Annotated in this window: 21 protein-coding genes and 1 pseudogene; 10 read left to right on the forward strand and 12 right to left on the reverse strand. The window is 54.6% G+C overall.

Features of this window, described 5'->3' with window-relative positions; genetic code table 11:
• Positions 1 to 18: 18 nt before the first annotated feature.
• The 4 genes from BVU17_18250 to BVU17_18265 all read right to left on the reverse strand — a co-directional run bounded on the left by BVU17_18250 (position 19) and on the right by BVU17_18265 (position 2,453).
• Positions 19 to 231 carry a hypothetical protein gene (locus BVU17_18250; protein ID AUG49525.1) on the reverse strand — a complete coding sequence of 71 codons (213 nt, stop codon included), beginning with the start codon at positions 229 to 231 and terminating at the stop codon, positions 19 to 21.
• Positions 231 to 530, reverse strand: a complete 300-nt coding sequence (locus tag BVU17_18255) for a hypothetical protein (GenBank protein ID AUG49526.1) — start codon at positions 528 to 530, stop codon at positions 231 to 233. Before BVU17_18255 ends, BVU17_18250 begins: the two co-directional genes overlap by 1 nt.
• Before the next feature lie 1,024 nt (positions 531 to 1,554).
• Positions 1,555 to 1,872 (reverse strand): DNA-binding protein, encoded by a 318-nt coding sequence (locus BVU17_18260; protein ID AUG49527.1) that lies wholly within the window; start codon positions 1,870 to 1,872, stop codon positions 1,555 to 1,557.
• Complete coding sequence (locus BVU17_18265) at positions 1,869 to 2,453, reverse strand: transcriptional regulator (GenBank protein AUG49528.1); 585 nt, start codon at positions 2,451 to 2,453, stop codon at positions 1,869 to 1,871. Before BVU17_18265 ends, BVU17_18260 begins: the two co-directional genes overlap by 4 nt.
• A 1,013-nt stretch (positions 2,454 to 3,466) precedes the next feature.
• Between BVU17_18265 and BVU17_18270 the strand changes: the two genes are divergently transcribed.
• The 3 genes from BVU17_18270 to BVU17_18280 all read left to right on the forward strand — a co-directional run bounded on the left by BVU17_18270 (position 3,467) and on the right by BVU17_18280 (position 5,136).
• Entirely contained in the window at positions 3,467 to 3,763 is a 297-nt protein-coding gene (locus BVU17_18270; GenBank protein AUG49529.1) for a hypothetical protein, read from the forward strand.
• Positions 3,760 to 4,011 (forward strand): hypothetical protein, encoded by a 252-nt coding sequence (locus BVU17_18275; protein AUG49530.1) that lies wholly within the window; start codon positions 3,760 to 3,762, stop codon positions 4,009 to 4,011. Before BVU17_18270 ends, BVU17_18275 begins: the two co-directional genes overlap by 4 nt.
• A gap of 624 nt (positions 4,012 to 4,635) precedes the next feature.
• Positions 4,636 to 5,136, forward strand: a complete 501-nt coding sequence (locus BVU17_18280) for a hypothetical protein (protein AUG49531.1) — start codon at positions 4,636 to 4,638, stop codon at positions 5,134 to 5,136.
• Positions 5,137 to 5,399: 263 nt separating this feature from the next.
• On the opposite strand, the gene BVU17_18285 is transcribed toward BVU17_18280, so the two are convergent.
• The 5 genes and pseudogenes from BVU17_18285 to BVU17_18305 form a co-directional block, all read right to left on the reverse strand.
• The gene (locus BVU17_18285) at positions 5,400 to 6,164 is read right to left on the reverse strand and encodes a hypothetical protein (GenBank protein AUG49532.1); all 765 of its coding nucleotides are present in this window, start codon (positions 6,162 to 6,164) and stop codon (positions 5,400 to 5,402) included.
• A 569-nt stretch (positions 6,165 to 6,733) separates the two neighbouring features.
• Positions 6,734 to 6,948 (reverse strand): annotated as a pseudogene (locus tag BVU17_18290) (restriction endonuclease).
• 113 nt (positions 6,949 to 7,061) lie between these two features.
• Positions 7,062 to 8,582 carry a hypothetical protein gene (locus BVU17_18295; GenBank protein ID AUG49533.1) on the reverse strand — a complete coding sequence of 507 codons (1,521 nt, stop codon included), beginning with the start codon at positions 8,580 to 8,582 and terminating at the stop codon, positions 7,062 to 7,064.
• A gap of 59 nt (positions 8,583 to 8,641) precedes the next feature.
• Positions 8,642 to 12,541, reverse strand: a complete 3,900-nt coding sequence (locus tag BVU17_18300) for a hypothetical protein (protein ID AUG49534.1) — start codon at positions 12,539 to 12,541, stop codon at positions 8,642 to 8,644.
• A 106-nt stretch (positions 12,542 to 12,647) separates the two neighbouring features.
• Positions 12,648 to 13,355: a hypothetical protein gene (locus BVU17_18305; protein AUG49535.1), complete on the reverse strand. Its 708-nt coding sequence runs from the start codon at positions 13,353 to 13,355 to the stop codon at positions 12,648 to 12,650.
• Between the two features lie 138 nt (positions 13,356 to 13,493).
• Here BVU17_18305 and BVU17_18310 point away from each other — a divergent pair, with 138 nt between their 5' ends.
• The 5 genes from BVU17_18310 (at position 13,494) to BVU17_18330 (ending at position 15,471) form a co-directional block, all read left to right on the forward strand.
• Positions 13,494 to 14,003, forward strand: a complete 510-nt coding sequence (locus BVU17_18310; protein AUG49594.1) for a radical SAM domain-containing protein — start codon at positions 13,494 to 13,496, stop codon at positions 14,001 to 14,003.
• A 282-nt stretch (positions 14,004 to 14,285) separates the two neighbouring features.
• Complete coding sequence (locus tag BVU17_18315) at positions 14,286 to 14,555, forward strand: AbrB family transcriptional regulator (GenBank protein AUG49536.1); 270 nt, start codon at positions 14,286 to 14,288, stop codon at positions 14,553 to 14,555.
• 15 nt (positions 14,556 to 14,570) lie between these two features.
• Positions 14,571 to 14,921 (forward strand): growth inhibitor PemK, encoded by a 351-nt coding sequence (locus BVU17_18320; protein ID AUG49537.1) that lies wholly within the window; start codon positions 14,571 to 14,573, stop codon positions 14,919 to 14,921.
• 20 nt (positions 14,922 to 14,941) lie between these two features.
• Positions 14,942 to 15,223 carry a hypothetical protein gene (locus tag BVU17_18325; GenBank protein AUG49595.1) on the forward strand — a complete coding sequence of 94 codons (282 nt, stop codon included), beginning with the start codon at positions 14,942 to 14,944 and terminating at the stop codon, positions 15,221 to 15,223.
• Positions 15,220 to 15,471, forward strand: coding sequence for a hypothetical protein (locus BVU17_18330; GenBank protein AUG49538.1), 252 nt, complete (start codon positions 15,220 to 15,222; stop codon positions 15,469 to 15,471). Before BVU17_18325 ends, BVU17_18330 begins: the two co-directional genes overlap by 4 nt.
• Positions 15,472 to 15,607: 136 nt before the next feature.
• Here BVU17_18330 and BVU17_18335 read toward each other — a convergent pair whose 3' ends face one another.
• The 3 genes from BVU17_18335 to BVU17_18345 form a co-directional block, all read right to left on the reverse strand.
• Positions 15,608 to 15,889 carry a toxin gene (locus tag BVU17_18335; protein ID AUG49539.1) on the reverse strand — a complete coding sequence of 94 codons (282 nt, stop codon included), beginning with the start codon at positions 15,887 to 15,889 and terminating at the stop codon, positions 15,608 to 15,610.
• On the reverse strand, positions 15,882 to 16,169 hold the full coding sequence (locus BVU17_18340; GenBank protein AUG49540.1) for a CopG family transcriptional regulator: 288 nt from the start codon (positions 16,167 to 16,169) through the stop codon (positions 15,882 to 15,884). Before BVU17_18340 ends, BVU17_18335 begins: the two co-directional genes overlap by 8 nt.
• Before the next feature lie 328 nt (positions 16,170 to 16,497).
• Positions 16,498 to 17,460, reverse strand: a complete 963-nt coding sequence (locus tag BVU17_18345) for a hypothetical protein (GenBank protein AUG49541.1) — start codon at positions 17,458 to 17,460, stop codon at positions 16,498 to 16,500.
• Positions 17,461 to 17,760: 300 nt separating this feature from the next.
• Here BVU17_18345 and BVU17_18350 point away from each other — a divergent pair, with 300 nt between their 5' ends.
• Both BVU17_18350 and BVU17_18355 read left to right on the forward strand, forming a co-directional pair.
• On the forward strand, positions 17,761 to 18,402 hold the full coding sequence (locus tag BVU17_18350; protein ID AUG49596.1) for a hypothetical protein: 642 nt from the start codon (positions 17,761 to 17,763) through the stop codon (positions 18,400 to 18,402).
• Positions 18,399 to 18,938, forward strand: coding sequence for a hypothetical protein (locus BVU17_18355; GenBank protein AUG49542.1), 540 nt, complete (start codon positions 18,399 to 18,401; stop codon positions 18,936 to 18,938). Before BVU17_18350 ends, BVU17_18355 begins: the two co-directional genes overlap by 4 nt.
• Positions 18,939 to 19,798: the final 860 nt, after the last annotated feature.

The following is a 19,798-nucleotide window of genomic DNA, read 5'->3' on the forward strand; positions in this document are numbered from 1 at the left end:
AGTGGTTGCCGTGACCCGTCATCTGTCGACCACCGCCCGGCGCTCGATGACAACGTCGTGGGCGTAGTCACCGCGGCGGTACTGGTCGTAGTAGTTCTCGATGGTGGGGAAGTCGGCCGTCCACTCGGTGTAGTGTTCCAGGTCGCCGACCATGTAGCGGAGTCGCCACTGATCGGGTTCTGTGGTCGCTGTGTCGGTCGCAGTGCCCGGCGCTGGGTCGGCGCGGGCCATTAGGCATCCTCCCCTTCGAAAGGACCAGGACGGCTGCTGTCGCGTTCAACTAGCGCACAATCTGTGGTCGGGACCGTGAACGACATTAGCTCGTCAGTCCGACCGATGGCCTGCGCCAGTTGCTGGCGTGTGGCTGTGTCGGGTTCGGACGCCCGCAGCCGATGGAGCGTTTCCGTTGCGAGGTCGGCCAGTAACACGCCCGTAGCGTACCCCTCGTGGCAGTGACAGACCAGCAACAGCGGCTCGCTGTCGGTGGTCGTGATGGCGACGATCTCGCCGACACTCGGCTGGGCGGTCATCGGGCCACCTCCCGGTGGCGGGAGCGGCCTATCAGCGGGTTCGCGCTGGGTAGCGAATGAGTAAACTGCGGGAGGATATCACAGACGTTTTGCTTACCAAGTGAGTACCGGTCGGTTGGGTTCTGGTCCCCGCTCCATCTCCCTATGGATCCCACCCAATTCATCGATTGGCCCGGGACCAGGACCTGTCGTCGTGGATGACGACTTCCAATGGTGCGTTGCACGCCACTCCCCCCCGGCTGCCCACCATTCCTTGCATTGCCTACACAGCGAAATCGGTCGTTTTGGCTAGTCTTGGGCGACGCCGTACCTGCAGTGTGTCTAGCGTCGGGCATACCAGTCATGTGACCGCGCCGCTGTGACCAGCCGCCACAAGACTTATTTATGATGTTTTGTTTACACCTATGCGGGTGTTGTTCCCGACTCTGGAGCCCTCGCCGCCGGGTCCGTGCAACGCACCATCTTGGGACCAGCACCCCGGGGGGTTTTTGATACCAGCAGATGAGTGGCTTCAGCTGGGCTCCCTGTAGCTGGCAACCAGTGGTCTGCTGACCGACACTGTGAACTCGTGCGTTCTCACGACGCTTCTGAGTCAGTGTGACTTCAGCGGCGGGTTGGGGCACCTCACACAGGCGTGCGTCTGATACCTGTGCCAGTTGTTTCGGTCCCAGAGGCTGTCTTCCGAGACATCGGGAGATATATTCAGGCTCTAATGTGAACCGCAAATCCCATTTATTGTTGTGAGCTAGATCACGACTGCCAGCACAAGGTTGGGCACTTTGTACTGGGATATTGTCAGAGGCACGCGATCCGGTCCGCCGTCGCGTTTGGCGGCGGACTGGCTCACGGATCGAACTGTGAACGACGACCTGACAGCAACGGTTATGTAGGAGCTCTCTGATTATTACCGTAGGGTACCAGTCGGTAATCACCCGCCCAGTGATACCGTGCCTCTGACAACATCGACCGACTGTGCCCTCCCTTTTGACTACTGAAGGCCGGCGCTGCGTTGGGTGCCGGGCCATTACTGTGTCCCTCCGTCAGCGACGGGTCGGGGCAGTTCACAGAGTTGTGCGAGCGTTTCGGCGTGGCGCTGGAGCTTGTGTCTGCCAGCGTCAGTCAGCGTATACACGTTGGTGCGGGCGTCGAGGGCGTCGCGGTTGATGAGGTCTTGTTCAACGAGCTGGTCGAGGTTCTGGTAGAGGCGGCTGTGGTTGATGGGGTCGGCGTAGCGCTCGTCGAGGTAGTCCTTGAGCGCGAGGCCATACGGGTCGTCGTCGACGGCGGCGATGGCTTCCAGGAGGTCGCGCTGGAAGCCCGTCAGCTCGTGATAGGTCGTCATCGGTCTCCTCCCGGCTCGCTGGTGTCGGTGTCGACGCGCCGCAACGTCGCTGGCTGTGGCTGATAACAGTCGCCCTGCACCAGAAGGTCCAACAGCGCCGTCATCGCCCGCTGGGCTCCGTACTCGCAGGCGAGCGTGTCCAGTACGTCCCCGGCGGGTGCGCCGTGGCCGTCCTCACGGGTGGCGATAACCTCAAGCGCGTGGCTGCGGATTGCGGGCTCGGCGTGGGTCCCGACGACGAAGCCGTCCGTGTTCCGGAGGTAGGTGCTGACAGCGTCCAGCAGTTCGAGTTCCTCGTCAGCGAGGGCAGGTTCGGCGGCCTGCAGGACGGTGTCGAGTCGGGTGGCTGCCGCCGTGTGTGAGGGGATGGTGGTGCCGCCGTCGGTGGTGGTGACAAGGTCGTTGGCTTCGAGCTCGGCGAGGCTGTCCGTGACGCGGGCATCGTCGAGCGTGGCCTCGCGTCGGGTTTCGACGGCGATCTGGAGGGCGTCGGCGGTGGCCGCGCGGTCGTAGTGGTCGTGGTCGGCAATCGCTTTCAGGAGATCCCGCTGGAGGGCGGTGCAAGTGTGCCAGGCGGTCATTGGTTGCCTCCCGTGATATGCATCTGGCTACTGCTGGGAGATGACATGGTAAGAGCCTGGGGCGCGCGTGAACGGAAGTGGATTTTCGGGGTTCGAATTTCGTCTCTGGCCCGCTGTGGCGTGTTCGTGGGTCGCTCAGGCGATGAACGGAAACTGAACGGAAGTGAGCGAATGTTCCGCCGTCTGGTGGTTTCCGAATGACCGGAAGTGCCGGTCGGTGGCGAGCGATGCGACTCTTCGTGGGTGGGCTTGCCGGTTGTCATGGGTCAGTGCGACGCTGTGTCCGAGAGTAGGCGTCGCCTATCTCAGACTGTTATGCTGACCGTACTTAACCTTTGGTACGTGCATGAGGAAAAGCATGGCAGGGTTGATAACTGGTGCCCCGGTTTTGTCACGTGTGCCTCGCGGTCCTGACCCAGAGATAGAACCGATAGATATCCTTCGTCAGTTCGTCGTGTCACCAGAGCCTGCATTCGTTGCGAAGGAAATCGCAGAGAGCCTTGACGTGACGAAAGAGGGGGCACGACACCAGATGGAGAGATTAGTGGAAAGAGGACTGCTCGCGCGAAAAAAGCCAACATCTCGCGTTGTCATCTATTGGATTACAGATGAAGGACGCCGACACTACGCTGACAATGCCGACCCATCGTGATCTGAGTCAGTCCACCAAATGACTGTCCTTGATGTTGGCTTCTTTCGATAAACGTGCTTCCCATCCCGAAGGGCTTCTAATCTCCTGCGCATTCCCTCAGCTGTCATATCAAACTTTTCAGCGATTTCAGCGGTTGTAAAGGCAGGCTCTGGTGTTTCACGCATCCACTGTACGATTTCGCTGTCTGTGACTGTCTTCTCACCTTGTGGCATCGTGTCTGAACTATATTCTGCTACGTGCAAAAGGTTTTATGGTGGTTGAGATATACATATAGAATAGGAACACACGCGCTGCTGGTCGATTTCTCACGAAATCGCCCCGGTGTTGTAGCACCGAGGCGCGTGGTTCCGGGAAAGAACCAATGGCAACTACGCAATCCAATCCACAAGAACGTACCGCTCGTGAACTACTAACCCAAGGCCGACCGCTGTTTCTCGGCGTCGACGGCGAGGGTGCAGCCCACTACTGGGACAGCTACGAGTTCGCCGTGGCTGTTGTTTCGGTCGATGGTGAATCAGAGAAGGTTGTGCTGGCAGAGACGCCCTTCGAGACGCTCTCGGATTGGTGCGAATACACGCGCTCGGAGCGCGGCTGGGACGTTGGCCCGCATGTCGGTGGGTCGCTCGTCGGGGATCTCGTGCGAGGTGTCGAGGCGTGAGCTGCACTGTAGAGGAACGGCGGCGGGTTCGTCGAGCCGCGCGGGCGATTCGAGACGAAGTAGCTACTGAATCGGTGGACGTGCTTGCGCCGAGCGCAAGTCAGTACGGAGAATGGACGCTCGATGCTGTGTTGCGTGATTCGGAGGGTGTGCCGCCCGAAGTTTTGCGAGAGTTGGCGTTGGCCGGATTGACGTTACAGCCGACGCCGTCGCAAGCCGAGTTTCAGCACGTGGCGGCGACAGTGTAGGGTAGAGCGCTAACCAACAACAGCTGGCCGATACCTGCGATTGTTGGTTAGCCAATGGCCGATTGGTTTCCGACTGTTGTTTGTTTCTCACAATCTTACCAGAAGTGCCTGCTCAGAGAGTACGCGAACTGACAGTCGAGATCTCTACCAATTCAGAGAGATGTTCTGATATCTGTGCAAGATGCAACGCGCGTATGCAGTACCCACTGCACTGAGTACCTGAATTGTTTGACCTGTAAGTGAGGGGAATAAGCTTATTCCGAGAGACTATGATTACAAATCGTGAGCGAACTTAGAGAGTTCATATATTTAGATGATGATAGCCTGAATAGTAACCTTTCCTCACTTGGCCAAGGGATTCCCTCGGAGATCGTTCACTCGGCAGAAGGCGAGACCGAAAAAGGAGGGAATGCGGGAGGAGGTTTTATGGGATTCAGTTTAGGCGGGAAGTATTCCAATATTGACCGTGATGCCGTTGAGACAACAATGACGATTACTGCCCCCTACCGATTTCAAGATTTCCTAGAAATACTACGTGAAAAAGATATCGAGATTCATGAAAACCCTGACCCGCAATCTCTTGACCGGGGAGACGTTGTTCGCATAGAGGGTTCTGCGCGACCGATGTCTCTGTTCAAATTTGAAGTTGCTATAAAAACCATACGGACACTGCTTAATGCGGAAATGCAAGAATCGATGGAAGAGTTAGACGAGGAGCTAGATGATGTCGATCAAGAAGAATTGGGCCAGCTCTCTGTAATCGAGAATTTGATTGAGCAATTCACAGGAGAGAATATTCCACTCCGATTTGAATCGGACGACTGGCAGTACGGGGTATCTTTGGACCGAAGTAAGATGCGTGTTGACCCACCGTCGGCATTTTTAGACGAACCAGAATTTAAATTAATTGGACGAGTAGAACGGCACATTCCAGATGGAGGCTATTGGGACCCGATTCAAGCTACGAGTATATTAGATCGGTATCTCCCCGAAAACGAAGCCTCTGATGAATTGAGAAGTCAGTTGGAAATTGTAGCAGCTGAAATGAATATTCCAATGGAGCCTGATGATTGGCAGCTCGAGGGTCAGACTGCCACGATTAACCCAATCGCCGTCTTTTGGTAGGAATTATTAATATATATTCTGGGTTTCTAGAGACCTTTTAACCTCGTCTCCATTTACTGGACTAAATACTCAATACGCAATTAAACTGATAGGGTGGTTCAGTGGAGAGTAGCTGAAAGAAACGAAGTTGCTGTGCTGACTTGATCCTCTATATTCAGCACCTCACTCCTGACAGTCTTTGGGTAGTTGCCCGCTTGGTGTGCTTTGGTAATAAAATAACCAGCCAACAGAAAATGTGAGATAGGACAGATACGTTCCGCTGGTCACTTCACGACCTCAAGAAGGTCATCTCGTTCTGACCAAGGGACGACAGCGTCGGAATCGTCGAACAACGTCATCATTCGCTCTTTTTTGAACTCTCCATTGATATCATCAAGCACTGTAATGAATCGTGCATTTGGCTCAGCACGGTTGATTCTGATCCATTTCAGCGCCGTGTCTCGACTCTTGTTCTCTAGATCGCTTCCATTTCGGGCCTGAATCGCCTCAAGATAAGTACCATATCCGTGCGTATCCAGACGGAAGTCAACTTCTTCCTCATCGGTCCCGGTACTCACTTTGACATCCTCTTCAAACGGTAGCTCATTCTGCCGTAGGAAGCCGGCAACTTTGTCCCTGAAATAACTTGGCGAATAAGGCCGCCGCGTGTAGATGAGAAACGAAATCCACTGAACGGCCTGATACGCATCAAGCAATCTGGACCCTAACTCATCAGCCGAAGCGGTGAGTGTGATCTCTGTCTTCGATGTGTCGAGGTCGAACCGCTCTCTAGCGGCCTCGACTCGATTTTCCCGCTTTTCAGTGTCAATATCCACGCCTGAGGTCAACAGCATTCCATGTGTCTCCCCCTCATCTGATATCTGATACTGGTCGTCTTTCTCGGTCACGTAGAGAATTATTGGGTCGCCGTCGACACGATAGAACGGAAGGACCACGCGACAATCACCTTGATCTTCGTCGATAGAGACTCGCCCGTCAAACGCGTCTCGAAGCCGGTCGCGGATAAGGGCGTTACAATTAGTCATCATACTCACCCATACGACCCTGATAGGTCGCTCTGGAAGCTAGTTCTATTGATTCTTCGTCGAGGAAGTCGAAAAAGGCTTGCCGCACATCGGAAGTGGATACATCATCGACATTGTATGCCCAGTCATCCTCGTGACCTTCCTCATATCGGTGTTTGTGTGGCCCCTCGACTAGTTTTCCGTCTGGATTCCGATGTCCAGGATGGTTGCCCCAACGACGGATAGTAATCGCATTTCGATAGATAAGCGAATATGAGTATCGCCGGTCATTCACCCAGCCAACAAGACGGAGTATATCATCCCGGTCTTGACACTCTACCCGAACACTTCCGTGGTATTTTGATCCATCCCATTCCCAAATGAAATCCTCGAATATGATTTTGGGTGCATTGTGGAGGGCCTCGGCTTCTTCAGTAGATATCATAGGGAAGTTTCTGTATCAGATGGTTACCAGAAGTAGTTAGCTGGATATAATTCTAGGGTCATGTTTATTTTCCATGATGAACGTCTTGCATAGCAAATCAGAGAACCAGAAGTGATCTTTACGGTCCGATAAGGGTCATCAGAATGCGTCATTTCCCAACCGCTTCCTCAACAATCTCGATTTCCCCGTCGGTCAACCCAGCTCGTAAACAATCTCGTCGATCAGCTCGTCGGTCCGCTCGATCTTCGCTTTCAATTCGTCAGCTCGCTCCACCGTCTCCATGTAACTCGCCAATCCATCGCGAAGGTCGTCGACGGCGGGCAACGTCAGCTTCCGCAGCCGATCCACAAGCGAGTTCGTCTTCGCTACAGAGGTCAGTGAATCACCGGTTCAGTCAGCTATCAGTAGGATCAGAATGTTCACATCTGACCTCTCATTAAGCAATCGTGTACGGGCGATCCGCTGGAATTGAATTTTCAGTTATTTTCTGTATCAGACTTATCTGACACATAAAATGGCATTTCTAATTCTGGAATATCAGCATCAGTGCTTGCCACTCGACCGAGCGAATAAATTATGAATGTTTCAAGTAACCCATCGAGGTGCAGTACTTCCATAGAATCAAACGTGAAGGTTTTGTCATCTGGGTGCAGTCCACCAGCAATATCGAAGGGGAGCCGATTGATGCCAGCCAGCGCCTCAGACAGGTATTCCGGTACCTCAATATCAAAGGGCGAAGCAACCTGTTCAGGTGATTCGTAGAATGGGTTTGCTGCGACAATTTCTTCCTGTACAAACTCAGCAGAGGGGTTGAACGTCACTTGCTGTGTCTCTTGGAGCTCTGCATCTCCATTAATGCGTAATAACTGTAAACGTGTCTGCTCCTGAAATCCTCGCGGGTTCCACCCCCACTCGTCGCTCAGTTCTTTATATGGTGCTGTGTTGAACGGTATGTTCTGCATGAGCAACTGTATTGAGCTCCGGCCACGTCGTAACGTATCACCGTCCCATTGCAGTTCGAGTATTCCGACACCTCCCGAGACAGGGAAAGAAAGAACGCCGATTGGGCGCACTCTGTCATCAGCAGTTTTGTTACCCGGCGTAAGCCGGTCGCAAATCTTTGAGATCCGATATGCATCCTCTATGAAATTCTCTAGACCTCGTCCTACAAGCTGTCGGGGACCATACTTGATACTGTACGAGTATGATTGGTAAGAGGCGGTAGTGAGTTTGGTATCGATACTTTGGAGACATTGTGGAAGTTCAGACAGTTCCATCAAATTGATTGAATCCTCTAACCGCACAGTTGAATGGCCTATTTGAAACGGGTCGAGACTAATCTGTCCGAAATTGACTATTTGACGGCCACCTGACTCGACAATTAGTCGGTTTTCCGGGGCCGAATACACTGGTGTCTCTGGTGTTGGGAGTGTTTCTGTGGTCGCAGTTCGATAGACGCCACCACTCCAGTCTTGTTGTCGCGTCTGATCGGTGGTAGATGTCTGACTGTCCTTCTTTTGTTCAAGACCGTCTACAGTTTCAATCGCTGGGTTTGATGATGAAAGATGTCCGTATGCACGAGCGATTTCAAACCCGCTGAGATACCGGGTTGTTGAACCGTGCCGAATTGGAAATGTTGGCTTACCACTGGGCCTCCAAGAATGAAGGACATTCGCGTCTTCAACAGCAATCTCAATGAGTGTCTTCGACTGGTATTCAACAGTTCCGAACTCCAATTCAATAACAGGGTCAACAGTATCTCGGATTGAGTTGTGTAGGGCCTCCTCAAGGCCACCCGGATCTCCATTCGCTTCTACATCCTCAACAGTAGCGATTTTTCCATCGCTATCATCCACACCGACTATTACTCTACCCCCTTCCTGATTGGCCAATGCAACCAGCTCTTTGACTATGCCACTAGGACGTGCAGAGGTGGATTTGTATTCCAACTGTTCATTCTCTCTAATCTCTGCCTCAATTAACTCGGAAACATCCATTGGTCTACCTCAGTTTGCTCTTACGACATAGTTCTTCAGATGGATTAGTACTGGCTGTGTCATTCCATCGGCCCCTCGTCAGCCAACTCGTCGTACTTTTCTAACACCATCTCAAAGTACTCGTCAGTCATTATGCGTGGGTTCTGGACTCGATGGAAGTCATCAAGAACAAATTTGGTTTCATCTCGGCCAAGCCCGTAAGCATGGAATGCGGCCGCATCAATTTCTGTTCGCAACCGCTTTCGCTCCTCTAAATTGGTGACTGGTTCTACCTCATCGAGCCGTTCACGCATTTCATCGAATGGACTGCCGTACGTATTCAATTGGTAGGCACGCCTCCAAATGTACTCAAACCAGTCGTCACCTTCTGTGAGACGGGGCATCTGTGACTCTTGAAGCTTAAACCTAACAAGGTGACGCTCTATTTTTGTTCTCATAAGGAAATCGAACGGAATACTATTGAACAAGCCCACGATTACAAAGAGCTCTTGATTACTGTATGCCCGATTGTAGGCACTGTGTAGTGGATAATCAGAAAGGTTGTCCTCTTCTGGCTGAATGACATATGGCGAAAATGTCTGCAAAGTATGAACGCAGGCAATATCTTTCGGAAGAACAGTTGCCACCATTGTTCGTTCGTTTGTAGCATTAGTAATATCTCGGTAGACAATTCGATACTCCGTGAAGTCTGGCAGAACGTCATCCATTGAGAGTGGCTTTCCACGATGTTCATCCAAGAGGTCGTTAACGAATTGCTTCTGAGATTTACTTGTATTTTCACCCCCAAATGAATTATAAATAGCTTTCTTCAAATCGCCACTATTGTAGCTTCTTTCGCGTATTCTGAACTTCGCACTGTTTTCTGGATCATCTTCAGAGACACTCCAGAGCGCCGGTGCATCTACCCACTCGAAAATAGAGTTATCATAAACAAACTGGTGAATATTCTTACCCCCATATACTGGATAGTCACCGCTGTCAGCGTCTTCTACAAAACGGTCTGCAGCACGGGCCCGATCCAATTCTCGGTGTGGGACTACGTTCCAAGTATCTTCGATTTTATCACCTAAAGATGGATGACTTAGTATATCTTCGAGAACTTCCACTTCTTTTTGACTACTTACAAAGGGGAATATCCCTCCCTCGCGTGAATACTCAGTGAGTACATCACGAGGTATATTTACAGCAACTTTCTCAAGTGACTGCAAGACATCAAGGTCATATTGCGTAAAAATTCCTTGCAGTGATTCTGTATAACCTGAATTGTCAAACACGACCACACCGAATCGGAATTGCCGGTGCAACGCATCGAAAATCCCTCTATTCTGAAATTCCACGAGCGCCTTGATATTTGCCTCATCAAGCATCTGTGTGCGCAGGTCTTTCGCAAATGACCCGCTGAATATTACACCTGGGAGAATCTGTGAGATGTATGCATCGTCTCTTGCAAGGCTGAAGACCCGCTCTAAGAACAGTGCAGCCAGATTGTTCTCATTAGGGTCTTTTCGCCCGGCAACAGTAGGTGTCTGCAACTCATAAGCAGATCCATCAGTAAAGTAGCGCATCTGCCGGTCGATATTCGTCTGATACTCTTCCCACCCCTCAGCTATCGAATCATTATTTAGCAACTCCGCCTCTGTTGCATCCTTATCAGCCGGCATCCGGCTTCGGAACCGCTCGTCGTATCGAGAGAAGTAATCGTCACGACTGGGACGGAGTTGGTCCCACGGAGGATTCCCAACAATCACATCAAATCCGCCGTCGGCGTAGACACTGGCGAATTCAAGCACCCAGTGGAAGGGGTCGAAGGCCTGCACCTGCTCCAGCGTGATTTCTTCGACGCCGGCCTCCCGAAAATCACCAAGTACCTTCTCATCCAAGTCTTCACGATATTCCGAAAGCAAGTCTTCCGCTTCCTCCAGATACTGTTGTGCTTCCTTCGTATCCGTCGCCTGCTTGTGTCGCTCAACCTTCGCGATGATGTTGCCGTACTTTGACCGGACACTGTCGGGGCCCCATGCATCTAACTGAGCCTGTGCCCCATCACCGGTCGTCTCCATCAATTCCGTATAGCCGATCAGGCTGTTGCCTTGCCGGACGTTGAATACGACGTTGGGTAGCGCCAACTCGTCATCATCGTATTCGTCGACGGTCGCTGGATCAACCTCGGCGATGATCGACAGCCACAGCCGCAATTTCGCGATCTCCACAGCCGGATCGACGATATCGACGCCGTAGATATTCTGGACGACGGTCTGCTTGTGGAGTTCCCAGTTCGCAGGATCGTCATCATGCTTCTCGTATAACGCCTTCCGAATCCCGACGATTTCACTCTGGACGCTCGTCAAGAAATGCCCGCTCCCACAGGCAGGGTCCAGCGCTCGGAAGTGGTCAACAATATCCAACAGATCGTCGATAACGTCGGTATTGGTCGCCGGCAGCGCCTCGATGAGCGAATAGACATCATCGTATCCAGCAGCCATCTCCTCAGTCCAGCCCCAGTCAGCGACCATACGGTCGGCAAACCGCTCTTTAAGTGCTGGCTGGACGGTCTCCTCGGCACAGAACCGCGTAATCTCGTCGGGTGTGTAGTAGGCACCCAGCTCCTTCTGAGTGTCCGCCGAGTCGGTCGTGATGTGGTTAATGGTCTTCTCGAAGACGTTCCCTAGCACGCTTGGATCCAGATCAGTCGGTCCACCGTCAGCAGAGAAACTGTAGCGCTCTAACAGATCGATAATAGCAATCAGAACCGAGTCCCGAACATCGAAGTCCCTATCCGAAAACCCATTCGAACCCTCGATACTCGGTCGGAACAGTCCGCCGTTCAGATAGGGAATATCATCGTAGATGTCCATCTGCTGAACATGGTCTGGCCGGTCGTCCGGGAGTTCATCAAGAACGCCGAAGAAGAGCGGTTCTAAATATGCCTTGTAGAACCGCTGGGGGACCCCTGCTGATTCGTACTCGTCGACGAGGTCCTGCAGCAATGTCTCTCCAACCAGACCCTTATCTTCAAGAAACTTGATGAAGATGAGCCGGTTCATCAGGCCGACCGAGAACAGCCGGATATCATCGCCAGTCGCAGATTCTGGCGCGATGACACCGTCGCCGACCAGCGACCGAGCGGTTTCTTCTCCGTCGTCATACTCCCCGAAAACCAGCCGGACATAGTCGTCATAGAATTCGTCGGTTATCGCTTCTTTGCGCTCTCGAATGACCTCGCGAGCTTCGCCGGCGATAGTCCGGAAGTTCCGCCATCCGAACGACCGGAGGAACTCCGTGGCAATCGTCTTGGTGGCGTCGTCCAGCCATTCGTCCAGCGGTACCTTTTGACCCGTGAGGTTCTCGAAGGCGGCAAGATACAATGGCTGCAGATTCACCTCTGCGAGCGTATCGTAGCTATACGTATCAGCGTCATACTTGATTAGGACCCACCGGACGCCATCGGTTGCGATACCGAAATCGGCAGCGAAGTGGCGTTTCTCAAGCCAGTCTTTCACCTGACCGATGCCGTGGGCTTCTTGATCAAGCGGTTTATTCAGCGGCTCGGCTTCGATCAACAACCGCTCAGAGTCAATCTCATCGTAGTCCCGCAGCGATACCGAATAGTCGGCTTGCTGGCCGTATTCCTCTGAGAGGTCACCGGCTTCAACGGCCAGTTCAGGATAGCCCAGTTCCTCAAGTAGGGGCTTGATCAGGGCCCGCTGTGTAAGGGGCTCTGGATCTTCATTTTCCGTCGAGTCGTTTGAGACTAGAGTCGCTCCGCCGGGATGGCTCCGTAGCAATGCCTCCAACCGATCATCGGAATCAATGTTTTCGCGGAGTGTCTGGACGTGGGCCTCTACAGCTGTCGCGAGGTCCCTGATAGCGTCTTCCGTAACTTCTGTTTCGAAGGCGTCGGTGACAAACTCCGTTGCCACAGAATGGGCCGGGTTTGCAGATGGATCAGTAGAACTCATCGATAGCAGGGAAGTGGTTAGCTAGCTCATGCGAGTGGCAATATATAAACCCATGTTACTTATTTACCAACTTGTACCGACGCTGTCCAAAGCTTTAGGTTCCTAATCACTCCCATACGCCGTCCAGCGATGCCTGTAGTGACTCGTGTTCACTCAAGAATTCGGCTCGATACGTCGGTGGCATCTTTTCCAGCGCCCAGGCATCCAATTCATCGGCATGGAACGTCCGCGGGAACGCCTCAATCTGGTCGATACCGGTCGCCCGAATCTTCGACGAAAGCAAGTCCTCTTCCCAGTGCCCCTCCACCAGTGCAACGGTCTTGAGCGCATCAGCCAGCGAACAGCGCTTGCGAACGACCGGATTCGAGGTTCGGCCGCCGTCATCCGGCGGGCCAAAGACGAGCCATTCGGCACCGTCAGTTAGTATGCCATAGGGTGCCATGAACCCATCAATTCCCAGGTATTCCTTGATTTCTTCGCGCCCACTCTCGATATCATTCAGTGCTTTCACCTCCCCGATATAGGGAATTGCTGAGCTCGTGAGCTTGATATCCGGCCACCGATCTCGGTTAATATCGGTACTCCGCGGTTCGAGTTGATACTCCAGATCGATGGCTGTCAGCAGTGGTTCAACGAGGTTGAACCGTGTGTATGTCTCAGGCTTGTAGCCGAGATCAACGTCCCCAAGCGTCTGTTTCCCGAACAGGAGCCGCTTGAACGCACGCTTGGAGACATCGTCAGCCAAGGTGGCGAGGAACTCATCGAGGACGCGGTTTACCGCCAAGGCGGTCGCGTCAGCAACATCCTCATGCATGCCCCAATCTGGTACTGGGCCGCCGTATGTGTCTTTCTGATGACCGCTACTGGCTCACTGTGGGTCCGTCCGCCGTTTGCACGACGAGATCAGTGATGAGATCGGTCAGCTGCTCCATATCAATCTGTGTCTCCGCCGTTGACTCGCTGGCAGGCCTTAGACGAACTCCAGCAGGCCGGTGTGTCGGTGTTCGTCTCGATGTCACCAACGTATCCGACGATGGGCGAAGACGACTTTCACGAACTACTCAGCTATGTTAGAGCGCTCGGTGAGGTTGTCGTCTTCCACGAGCCAATCAATCCCCGTGGCGCGAATTTCCAACAGTGTCTGACCGCCGCCAAAGAAGCCGGCTACGACGACGTGGCCGAGGAACTCCAGCAGATGCAGGACAGCCACCAGTACTGGGTTGAGTACGCCCTCGAACAGTTGAACACGGTCCAGCAGGTGGCAACGCGCTTCGACGGGCTCGAAGTCCATTTCTGGCCAGACGATGAGCTGGTGCGCTCGACGAGCGGCCAACTGCGGTCGAAGCTCAACGCGATGCAACAGGCCGTCTCACCGGAGTCGTTCTCTAAGCGTGATATGCACACCTCGCCTCAGCAGTCCGAGTTAGCCCGGGACGGCGAGTCTATAGAGCATCTCATCTGACGTGTCTATCAGGCACCGCGTCAGGGTTTGGCCGGGTTGACGTTGCAACCGACGCCGTCACAAGCCGAGTATCAGCACGTGGCGGCGACAGTGTAGAGTAGCAGAGCTCTAACCAACAAACGTAGGCAATACTGCTTGTTTGTTGGTTAGCCAACTCCCAATCCGCTTTCTGACCGTCGTTTGTTGCTCGGTTGCTCACCTGAAACGACTGCTCGGTATGAGTGCGAATTGAATGACCATGCCACCGACATCTATATCAGTATGAAAAAAGTATGAATAGGTATGCCTGAACACAAACGGAAAGTCGGAGATCGGGGGCAGGTGACGATTCCGAAGGAACTGCGAGACCGTCGTGGCATCGAAGGCGGTGACGAAGTTGAATTCGTCGAAGTGAATGACGAGATCATAATCAAACCGCCGACAGATGAGGAACGGCTTGCTGAAGGATACCGAAAGAGAGCCGAGCGGTCTCGTGAGTTGGCTGAAGAAATGGAAGAAGCATCCTCAGAAGCAACCGGGCATCTCGGTGACGCGCCCGGTTGGAGCGAGTGAATTCTGGAGTCAATTGTGCAGGTACGCCGCAGCGACATTGTCATTGTTGAACTGAATCCCACAAAAGGGAGTGAGCAGCAAGGGAAGAGCAGGCCCTGTGTTGTCATCCAAAACAATGTTGGGAATCAGTACTCGCCGACAACCATCATCGCTCCATTCACAAAGCAGTACACATCTGGAGACACGTACCCGTTCGAGGTAGAAGTACTGGCTTCGGATACTGTCCTTGATCACGATTCAGTGGCAGACCTAAGTCAAATCCGGGTTGTCGACATCGACGAACGTGTAAAAAAGAACATTGGGTCTGTCCCGTCATCAGACATGGTGAAAATCGACTCGGCAATCAAAGATAGCCTCGGCATTTGAGCGAAAAGTTCCGTCAGTGTATAGTCTATACTGACCGTACCGCTCGTGAACTACTTACCCAGGGCCGACCACTCTTCTTGGGCGTTGACAGCGAGGGTGCCGCCCACTACTGGGACAGCTATGAGTTTGCCGTGGCTGTTGTGGCGGCTGATGTGGACGCTGAGAAAGTCGAGCTGGCCGAGACGCCTTTCGAGACATTTTCTGAGTGGTGCGAATACACGCGCTCGGAGCGCGGGTGGGACGTTGAGCCGCACGTCGGTGGGTCGCTCGTCGGCGATCTTATCCGAGGTGCTGAGGCGTGAGCTGCACTGTGGAAGAACGCAAGCGTGTTCGTCGAGCTGCGAGGGCGATTCGGGAGGAGGTGGCTACTGAGTCCGTGGATGTGCTTGCACCGAGTGCGAGTCAGTACTGTGAGTTGACACTTGATGCCGTGCTTCGGGACGCGGAGGGTGTGCCGCCGGAAGTGCTCAGGGAGTTAGCGTTGGCCGGGTTGACGCTCCAGCCAACACCGTCGCAGGCTGGATATGAGCACGTGGCGGCGACGGTGTAGAGTAGCAGATCGCTAACCCACAAACGGTGGATAGCGCCCACGCTCGTTGGTTAGCCACTTTCCAATCCGCTTTCTGAACTTCGTTTGTTGCTCGGTTGCTCACCTGAAACGACTGCTCGGTATGAATGCAGACCTACTAGTCGTCGTCACTGCGGTAGGCATCGCCACCGCGTTTACGAATCCGCAAAACGTAGAGGACTCTCTCGGTGCGGTCAATACGACACCCGAGTCGGAACGGGCCAACACGGAGCTTTTGATGGGGCGCACCCTGAAGTGGTTCAAGATGTTCGGGTGGGTCGCGCCATTCGTCGGTAGCTATCTCGTCGAGTTTGCTGGCGATGCGGTCACGTGCATACTCATCTAATCCGTCGAAATCCCGCCGTGCCGTGTCGGTGAGTTCCCAGTCCCAGTCACTCATCGCTGTCGCGTGCTGTCTCGTCAAGCCCGTACTCGGCCTTCACATCATCACTACTGTGGGTGCGACCTTCACGAATCTCAACTTCACCCGCGAGCATCGCTTTCAGGTCCGCACGATTGAATTCGGGATGCTTGAGCGCGTCACGCAGTACAGCTCGGATGAATTCACTCCGACTGTTGAATCCGTGGTCTTCCCACGTCGTATCGACATCTTCCAAGAACGTCTCTGTCATCCGGATATTGACCGTCGTTTTCTCAGGTGGAGATTCCGATTCAGCCATATTTTGTGTTGAATCTGTGTATACAAAAGCATTACGTCAGTCGGCATATGCCCTGTACTGACCGACCTCACGCGAACTACTCACCCAGGGCCGCCCACTCTTTCCCGGCTTCTCGACGGCCTTGACGATTGCGTGGATGTTGCGGTGATATGACGGGTGTCAGTTGGGTAGCTAACCAAAACACCCCGGCGTCACCGAGACCATTATACGACGACTCAGCTATCAGCAGTATGGCTATTCATAGCCGTCCCCAGAAAACCGCTACAAGCCACCTGACCCCAGTCGCTACCAGAGAGTCGAACGTCCGTGCGATAGTGTCGAGAGGCCGTTATCCGCTCGTGTTGTTCACCACTGTTACGGTCGACTCGTCGAGGTCGATAGCGACGCTATCAGTCTGTTCGGATGTATTTTCGGCTTCGGCCTGGCCGTCTCCGTCGGCCATTTCGATGTTCTCTTCAGCTATCTGGAGTTCGACCCAAGTGTGGGTAACGGTCTCCGCGTCGAGATCGACCGTCAGCATGACCGTACTCCCGTTTCCGTCGGGCCGCTGGAGTTCGATATCGACGGCACCATCGGCGGTCGCTTCCGTGACTGTCGCTTCCAGCGTCGTTGCGTCCAGATGTGTCCGAACGTTGTAGCTTGTCTGTCCGTCGGCCACGACAAGATGCTCTATCAGTTCTCGGTCATCCTGATCGAGCACGCCGACCTCGTCGACGAAGTTCAGATTCACCTCGTCGACGTCTGGCCGGACAGTTCGCACGTCGACCGTCTCGTTGGTTCGGTTGACTGTCCCCCGAACCGACGGGAGGCAGTCGTCGACAGGTCGGACGTGAATTCCGGCAACGTCCAGCGGTTCCACTCGCTCTGTGGACTCGTAGTACTGATTGACCTGTACTTCGAGGTGGCTGTATTCACCGAGCCCTGCGCGGTCGCTCGTCTCGTCGACGGCGAGTTCGGCAAGCCGCTGGCGACCGATTGCGTCGACTGTCGCACCATCGTGGTGGGTGACAAGTGTGACGGTCACGTCTCTGACCTGATGGCGGGTGCTGTTGCGCTCGGGACTGTCGAGGCGAAGGGCACCGCTGCATGTGCGTTGCGCTTGCTGGAAGGTGTACTCACTGTCGTCGGTCCGGGTCGCCGTTACGTTGATCTGCTGGTCCGTGTCCAGTCGCATGTCAACCGTCTCATTGGCCGGGGCGTCGGACGTCTCGTTGATTGGGCCGTCGATCCCACCAGATTGGGTCGCGCCACTGGCGATTAACAACACGGTCGAGATGCCGAGGGCGTACATCGCGAGTCTGTAGTCACGTTGCATGATTTTCACTCCATGTGGATTGATTCGGGTGCATTGGTTACTCCGACACCAGTCGGGCGGGGACCTGCAGGGCGACCCCGGCCAGCGTCGAGCCAGAGCCGCGGTCGGCTGCATACGGTCGTCCGACTGCTGTGGTCGTGGCTTACAAGAAAGTCCTTGTAAAGTACCGTTGGAAACAGCTGTGGAACACGAATGAAACGCGTTTCACCGGCGTTTCACAGGCTGAAACTGATGAAAACCATCAGGTTCATATCACCGATGTTTCGAGAATCAACCATGTCCCCAGTCCCTCCCTCCAGACTGGTGCTGGTCCTCTCGCTGATCGTCCTCGGGAGCAGCCTCGCAGTATTTGGCAGTGTCAGTGGCATCGTCCCCGACGACACCCACGAGTTCGCCGTCGAGGACGACACACTCATCGCCACGACTGATAGCGGACAGCGGCACGAACTGGTCGAAGACGTGCACACGGTGTCCCGAATCGAGATCAGCCACAGTGACAGTCAGTACGTCGTCCGAACGGTCGACCGTGAGCCGCCAGCAGTCGGTACGCAAATGCGTGTCCGAGCACAGCAAATCGTCACATCCGTCGAGACAGTCGGCGGCGACATCCCGGCGGCAGACAGCGCTGCGTACACCGTCCATCGGATTCCGACACAGCTCTCCAGCGACCGCGCAGCAGTGCTCGGAGCCACTCCGAACGCGTCCCTGCAGGCGGTGGTCGCCCCCAACGCGTCTGCGTTCACCGTCCGACAGCACGACGACACCGTGGTCTTCGAGCGACGCGAGCCGCAATGGAGCGACGACCGCGTGCTCGTCGTCGTGACATCACCTGACTCCGGGACCGAGTACAGTGTCGTCGTCAACCTTCGCACCGAGACCGTCGACTCGCTCGTTCGACTCGACAGGGGTGCCCGATGAGACCGCTTCGCTCCCGCCCACGATCCGAGGTACTCGCAGCTGGGATTCTCGTCATCGCTACCGCTATCCTCGTCACACAGTTCCTGCAGGCGACCCCAACCGTCGTGGCTGGTGGTGAGCGTATTGGAATCAGTAGCTGGCAGTTCTCCCTCGGTGACGCGGTCGTCATCGCGGTCGGGGCGTGTGCTGCGGGAGCGAGCGCGACAGTGCTGCTCAGCGGCGCTGGTTCGTCAGCGGTGGCCACAGCGGACACCGAACGCTCAGATCCACCGGCCCAGCAGCCCGACGACGCTAGCAACGAGTTGCTGCAGGCTCGTCGACGGGAATGGGAGACCACCTCGGAACGACTCGCGAGCAACGAAAAACTAGTTTATCAGACGGTGCTTGACGCCGATGGCGTCCTGCCTCAGAGTGAGATTGTCGACCGAACGGACCTCTCGAAAGCGACGGTCAGCCGCACGCTCGACAGTCTGGAGGCCCGTGATCTCGTCGAACGCAAACGCCGTGGAATGGGGAATATAGTGTTACTCACGTAGGTAGTCTGGTGCATGTGGCAGTGGTGGAAACACTCACACTGGGAGTAAATCCGAGCGACAGGACATGAGAGCCATCGCTGTCACTCGTGAGCGTCGATCCAGTGTACGCCACCACCGGACCACGGACGACGGTCCACACCGATCGCATCGCCCGCTCGACTCGCCGTCGGCGCCATGGAGGGAGCATGAACAGCGATCAGTACGAACTCCCCGCGAAGATCACGCTCTTCGTCGCGAAACTGCCGGCGCTGTCGTCGTCCTGACCCAGCTGTACGACCTGCCGAAAGCCTCTCTTCTCGGGGTGCTGGTCGTCGCGACAATGGGCTTCTCAACAGTCTTGACGATGGCGTGGATGTCACGGTGATCGTTTCGTTCAAAGTACGATGTTCTGTCGATGACGCGCTGGCAGGCGTTAGACGAGCTGCAGCAGGCCGGTGTGTCGGTGTTCGTCTCGATGTCGCTACATACCCGACGATGAGCGAAGACGACGTTCACGAGCTACTCAGCTATGTTAGAGCACTCGGGGCAGGTCGTCGGTTCTGGCAGCTCCCCATCCTCGGTTGCCTCGAACCAATCGCCGATACAGTGCCAGCGCTGTTCGTAACCGGGACAGTACGGCGAGCCCGTGCCCCAGCGTTGTGTCGGGAGGTCGAGACCCTGGCTAACACTTATTTCCGAAGACAGGCAATTTTTGCGTGGACGGACCACTGTCACACGCTCCATTCATCCCCTTTCCATGCCTGATGACACGCGAAGTCTCGGTCGCTGTCCAAACTGCGACGAGCGTATCACAACTCCGTGGCTGCTGGTTGAATACGAGAAAGACGATGGGACAGACGGAATCTGGGCCGAGTGTCCAA

Source organism: Haloarcula taiwanensis (assembly GCA_002844335.1).
Lineage (GTDB): Archaea > Halobacteriota > Halobacteria > Halobacteriales > Haloarculaceae > Haloarcula > Haloarcula taiwanensis.

Excerpts from the sequence above, each read along its gene's own strand:
- BVU17_18350 (AUG49596.1), top strand. The coding sequence starts at position 17,761 with ATGTCCCCAGTCCCTCCCTCCAGACTGGTGCTGGTCCTCTCGCTGATC.
- BVU17_18315 (AUG49536.1), top strand. The coding sequence starts at position 14,286 with ATGCCTGAACACAAACGGAAAGTCGGAGATCGGGGGCAGGTGACGATT.
- BVU17_18345 (AUG49541.1), bottom strand. The coding sequence starts at position 17,460 with ATGTACGCCCTCGGCATCTCGACCGTGTTGTTAATCGCCAGTGGCGCG.
- BVU17_18335 (AUG49539.1), bottom strand. The coding sequence starts at position 15,889 with ATGAGTGACTGGGACTGGGAACTCACCGACACGGCACGGCGGGATTTC.
- BVU17_18355 (AUG49542.1), top strand. The coding sequence starts at position 18,399 with ATGAGACCGCTTCGCTCCCGCCCACGATCCGAGGTACTCGCAGCTGGG.
- BVU17_18300 (AUG49534.1), bottom strand. The coding sequence starts at position 12,541 with ATGAGTTCTACTGATCCATCTGCAAACCCGGCCCATTCTGTGGCAACG.
- BVU17_18265 (AUG49528.1), bottom strand. The coding sequence starts at position 2,453 with ATGACCGCCTGGCACACTTGCACCGCCCTCCAGCGGGATCTCCTGAAA.
- BVU17_18270 (AUG49529.1), top strand. The coding sequence starts at position 3,467 with ATGGCAACTACGCAATCCAATCCACAAGAACGTACCGCTCGTGAACTA.
- BVU17_18295 (AUG49533.1), bottom strand. The coding sequence starts at position 8,582 with ATGGATGTTTCCGAGTTAATTGAGGCAGAGATTAGAGAGAATGAACAG.
- BVU17_18250 (AUG49525.1), bottom strand. The coding sequence starts at position 231 with ATGGCCCGCGCCGACCCAGCGCCGGGCACTGCGACCGACACAGCGACC.
- BVU17_18340 (AUG49540.1), bottom strand. The coding sequence starts at position 16,169 with ATGGCTGAATCGGAATCTCCACCTGAGAAAACGACGGTCAATATCCGG.
- BVU17_18280 (AUG49531.1), top strand. The coding sequence starts at position 4,636 with ATGTCTCTGTTCAAATTTGAAGTTGCTATAAAAACCATACGGACACTG.
- BVU17_18285 (AUG49532.1), bottom strand. The coding sequence starts at position 6,164 with ATGATGACTAATTGTAACGCCCTTATCCGCGACCGGCTTCGAGACGCG.
- BVU17_18305 (AUG49535.1), bottom strand. The coding sequence starts at position 13,355 with ATGCATGAGGATGTTGCTGACGCGACCGCCTTGGCGGTAAACCGCGTC.
- BVU17_18260 (AUG49527.1), bottom strand. The coding sequence starts at position 1,872 with ATGACGACCTATCACGAGCTGACGGGCTTCCAGCGCGACCTCCTGGAA.
- BVU17_18255 (AUG49526.1), bottom strand. The coding sequence starts at position 530 with ATGACCGCCCAGCCGAGTGTCGGCGAGATCGTCGCCATCACGACCACC.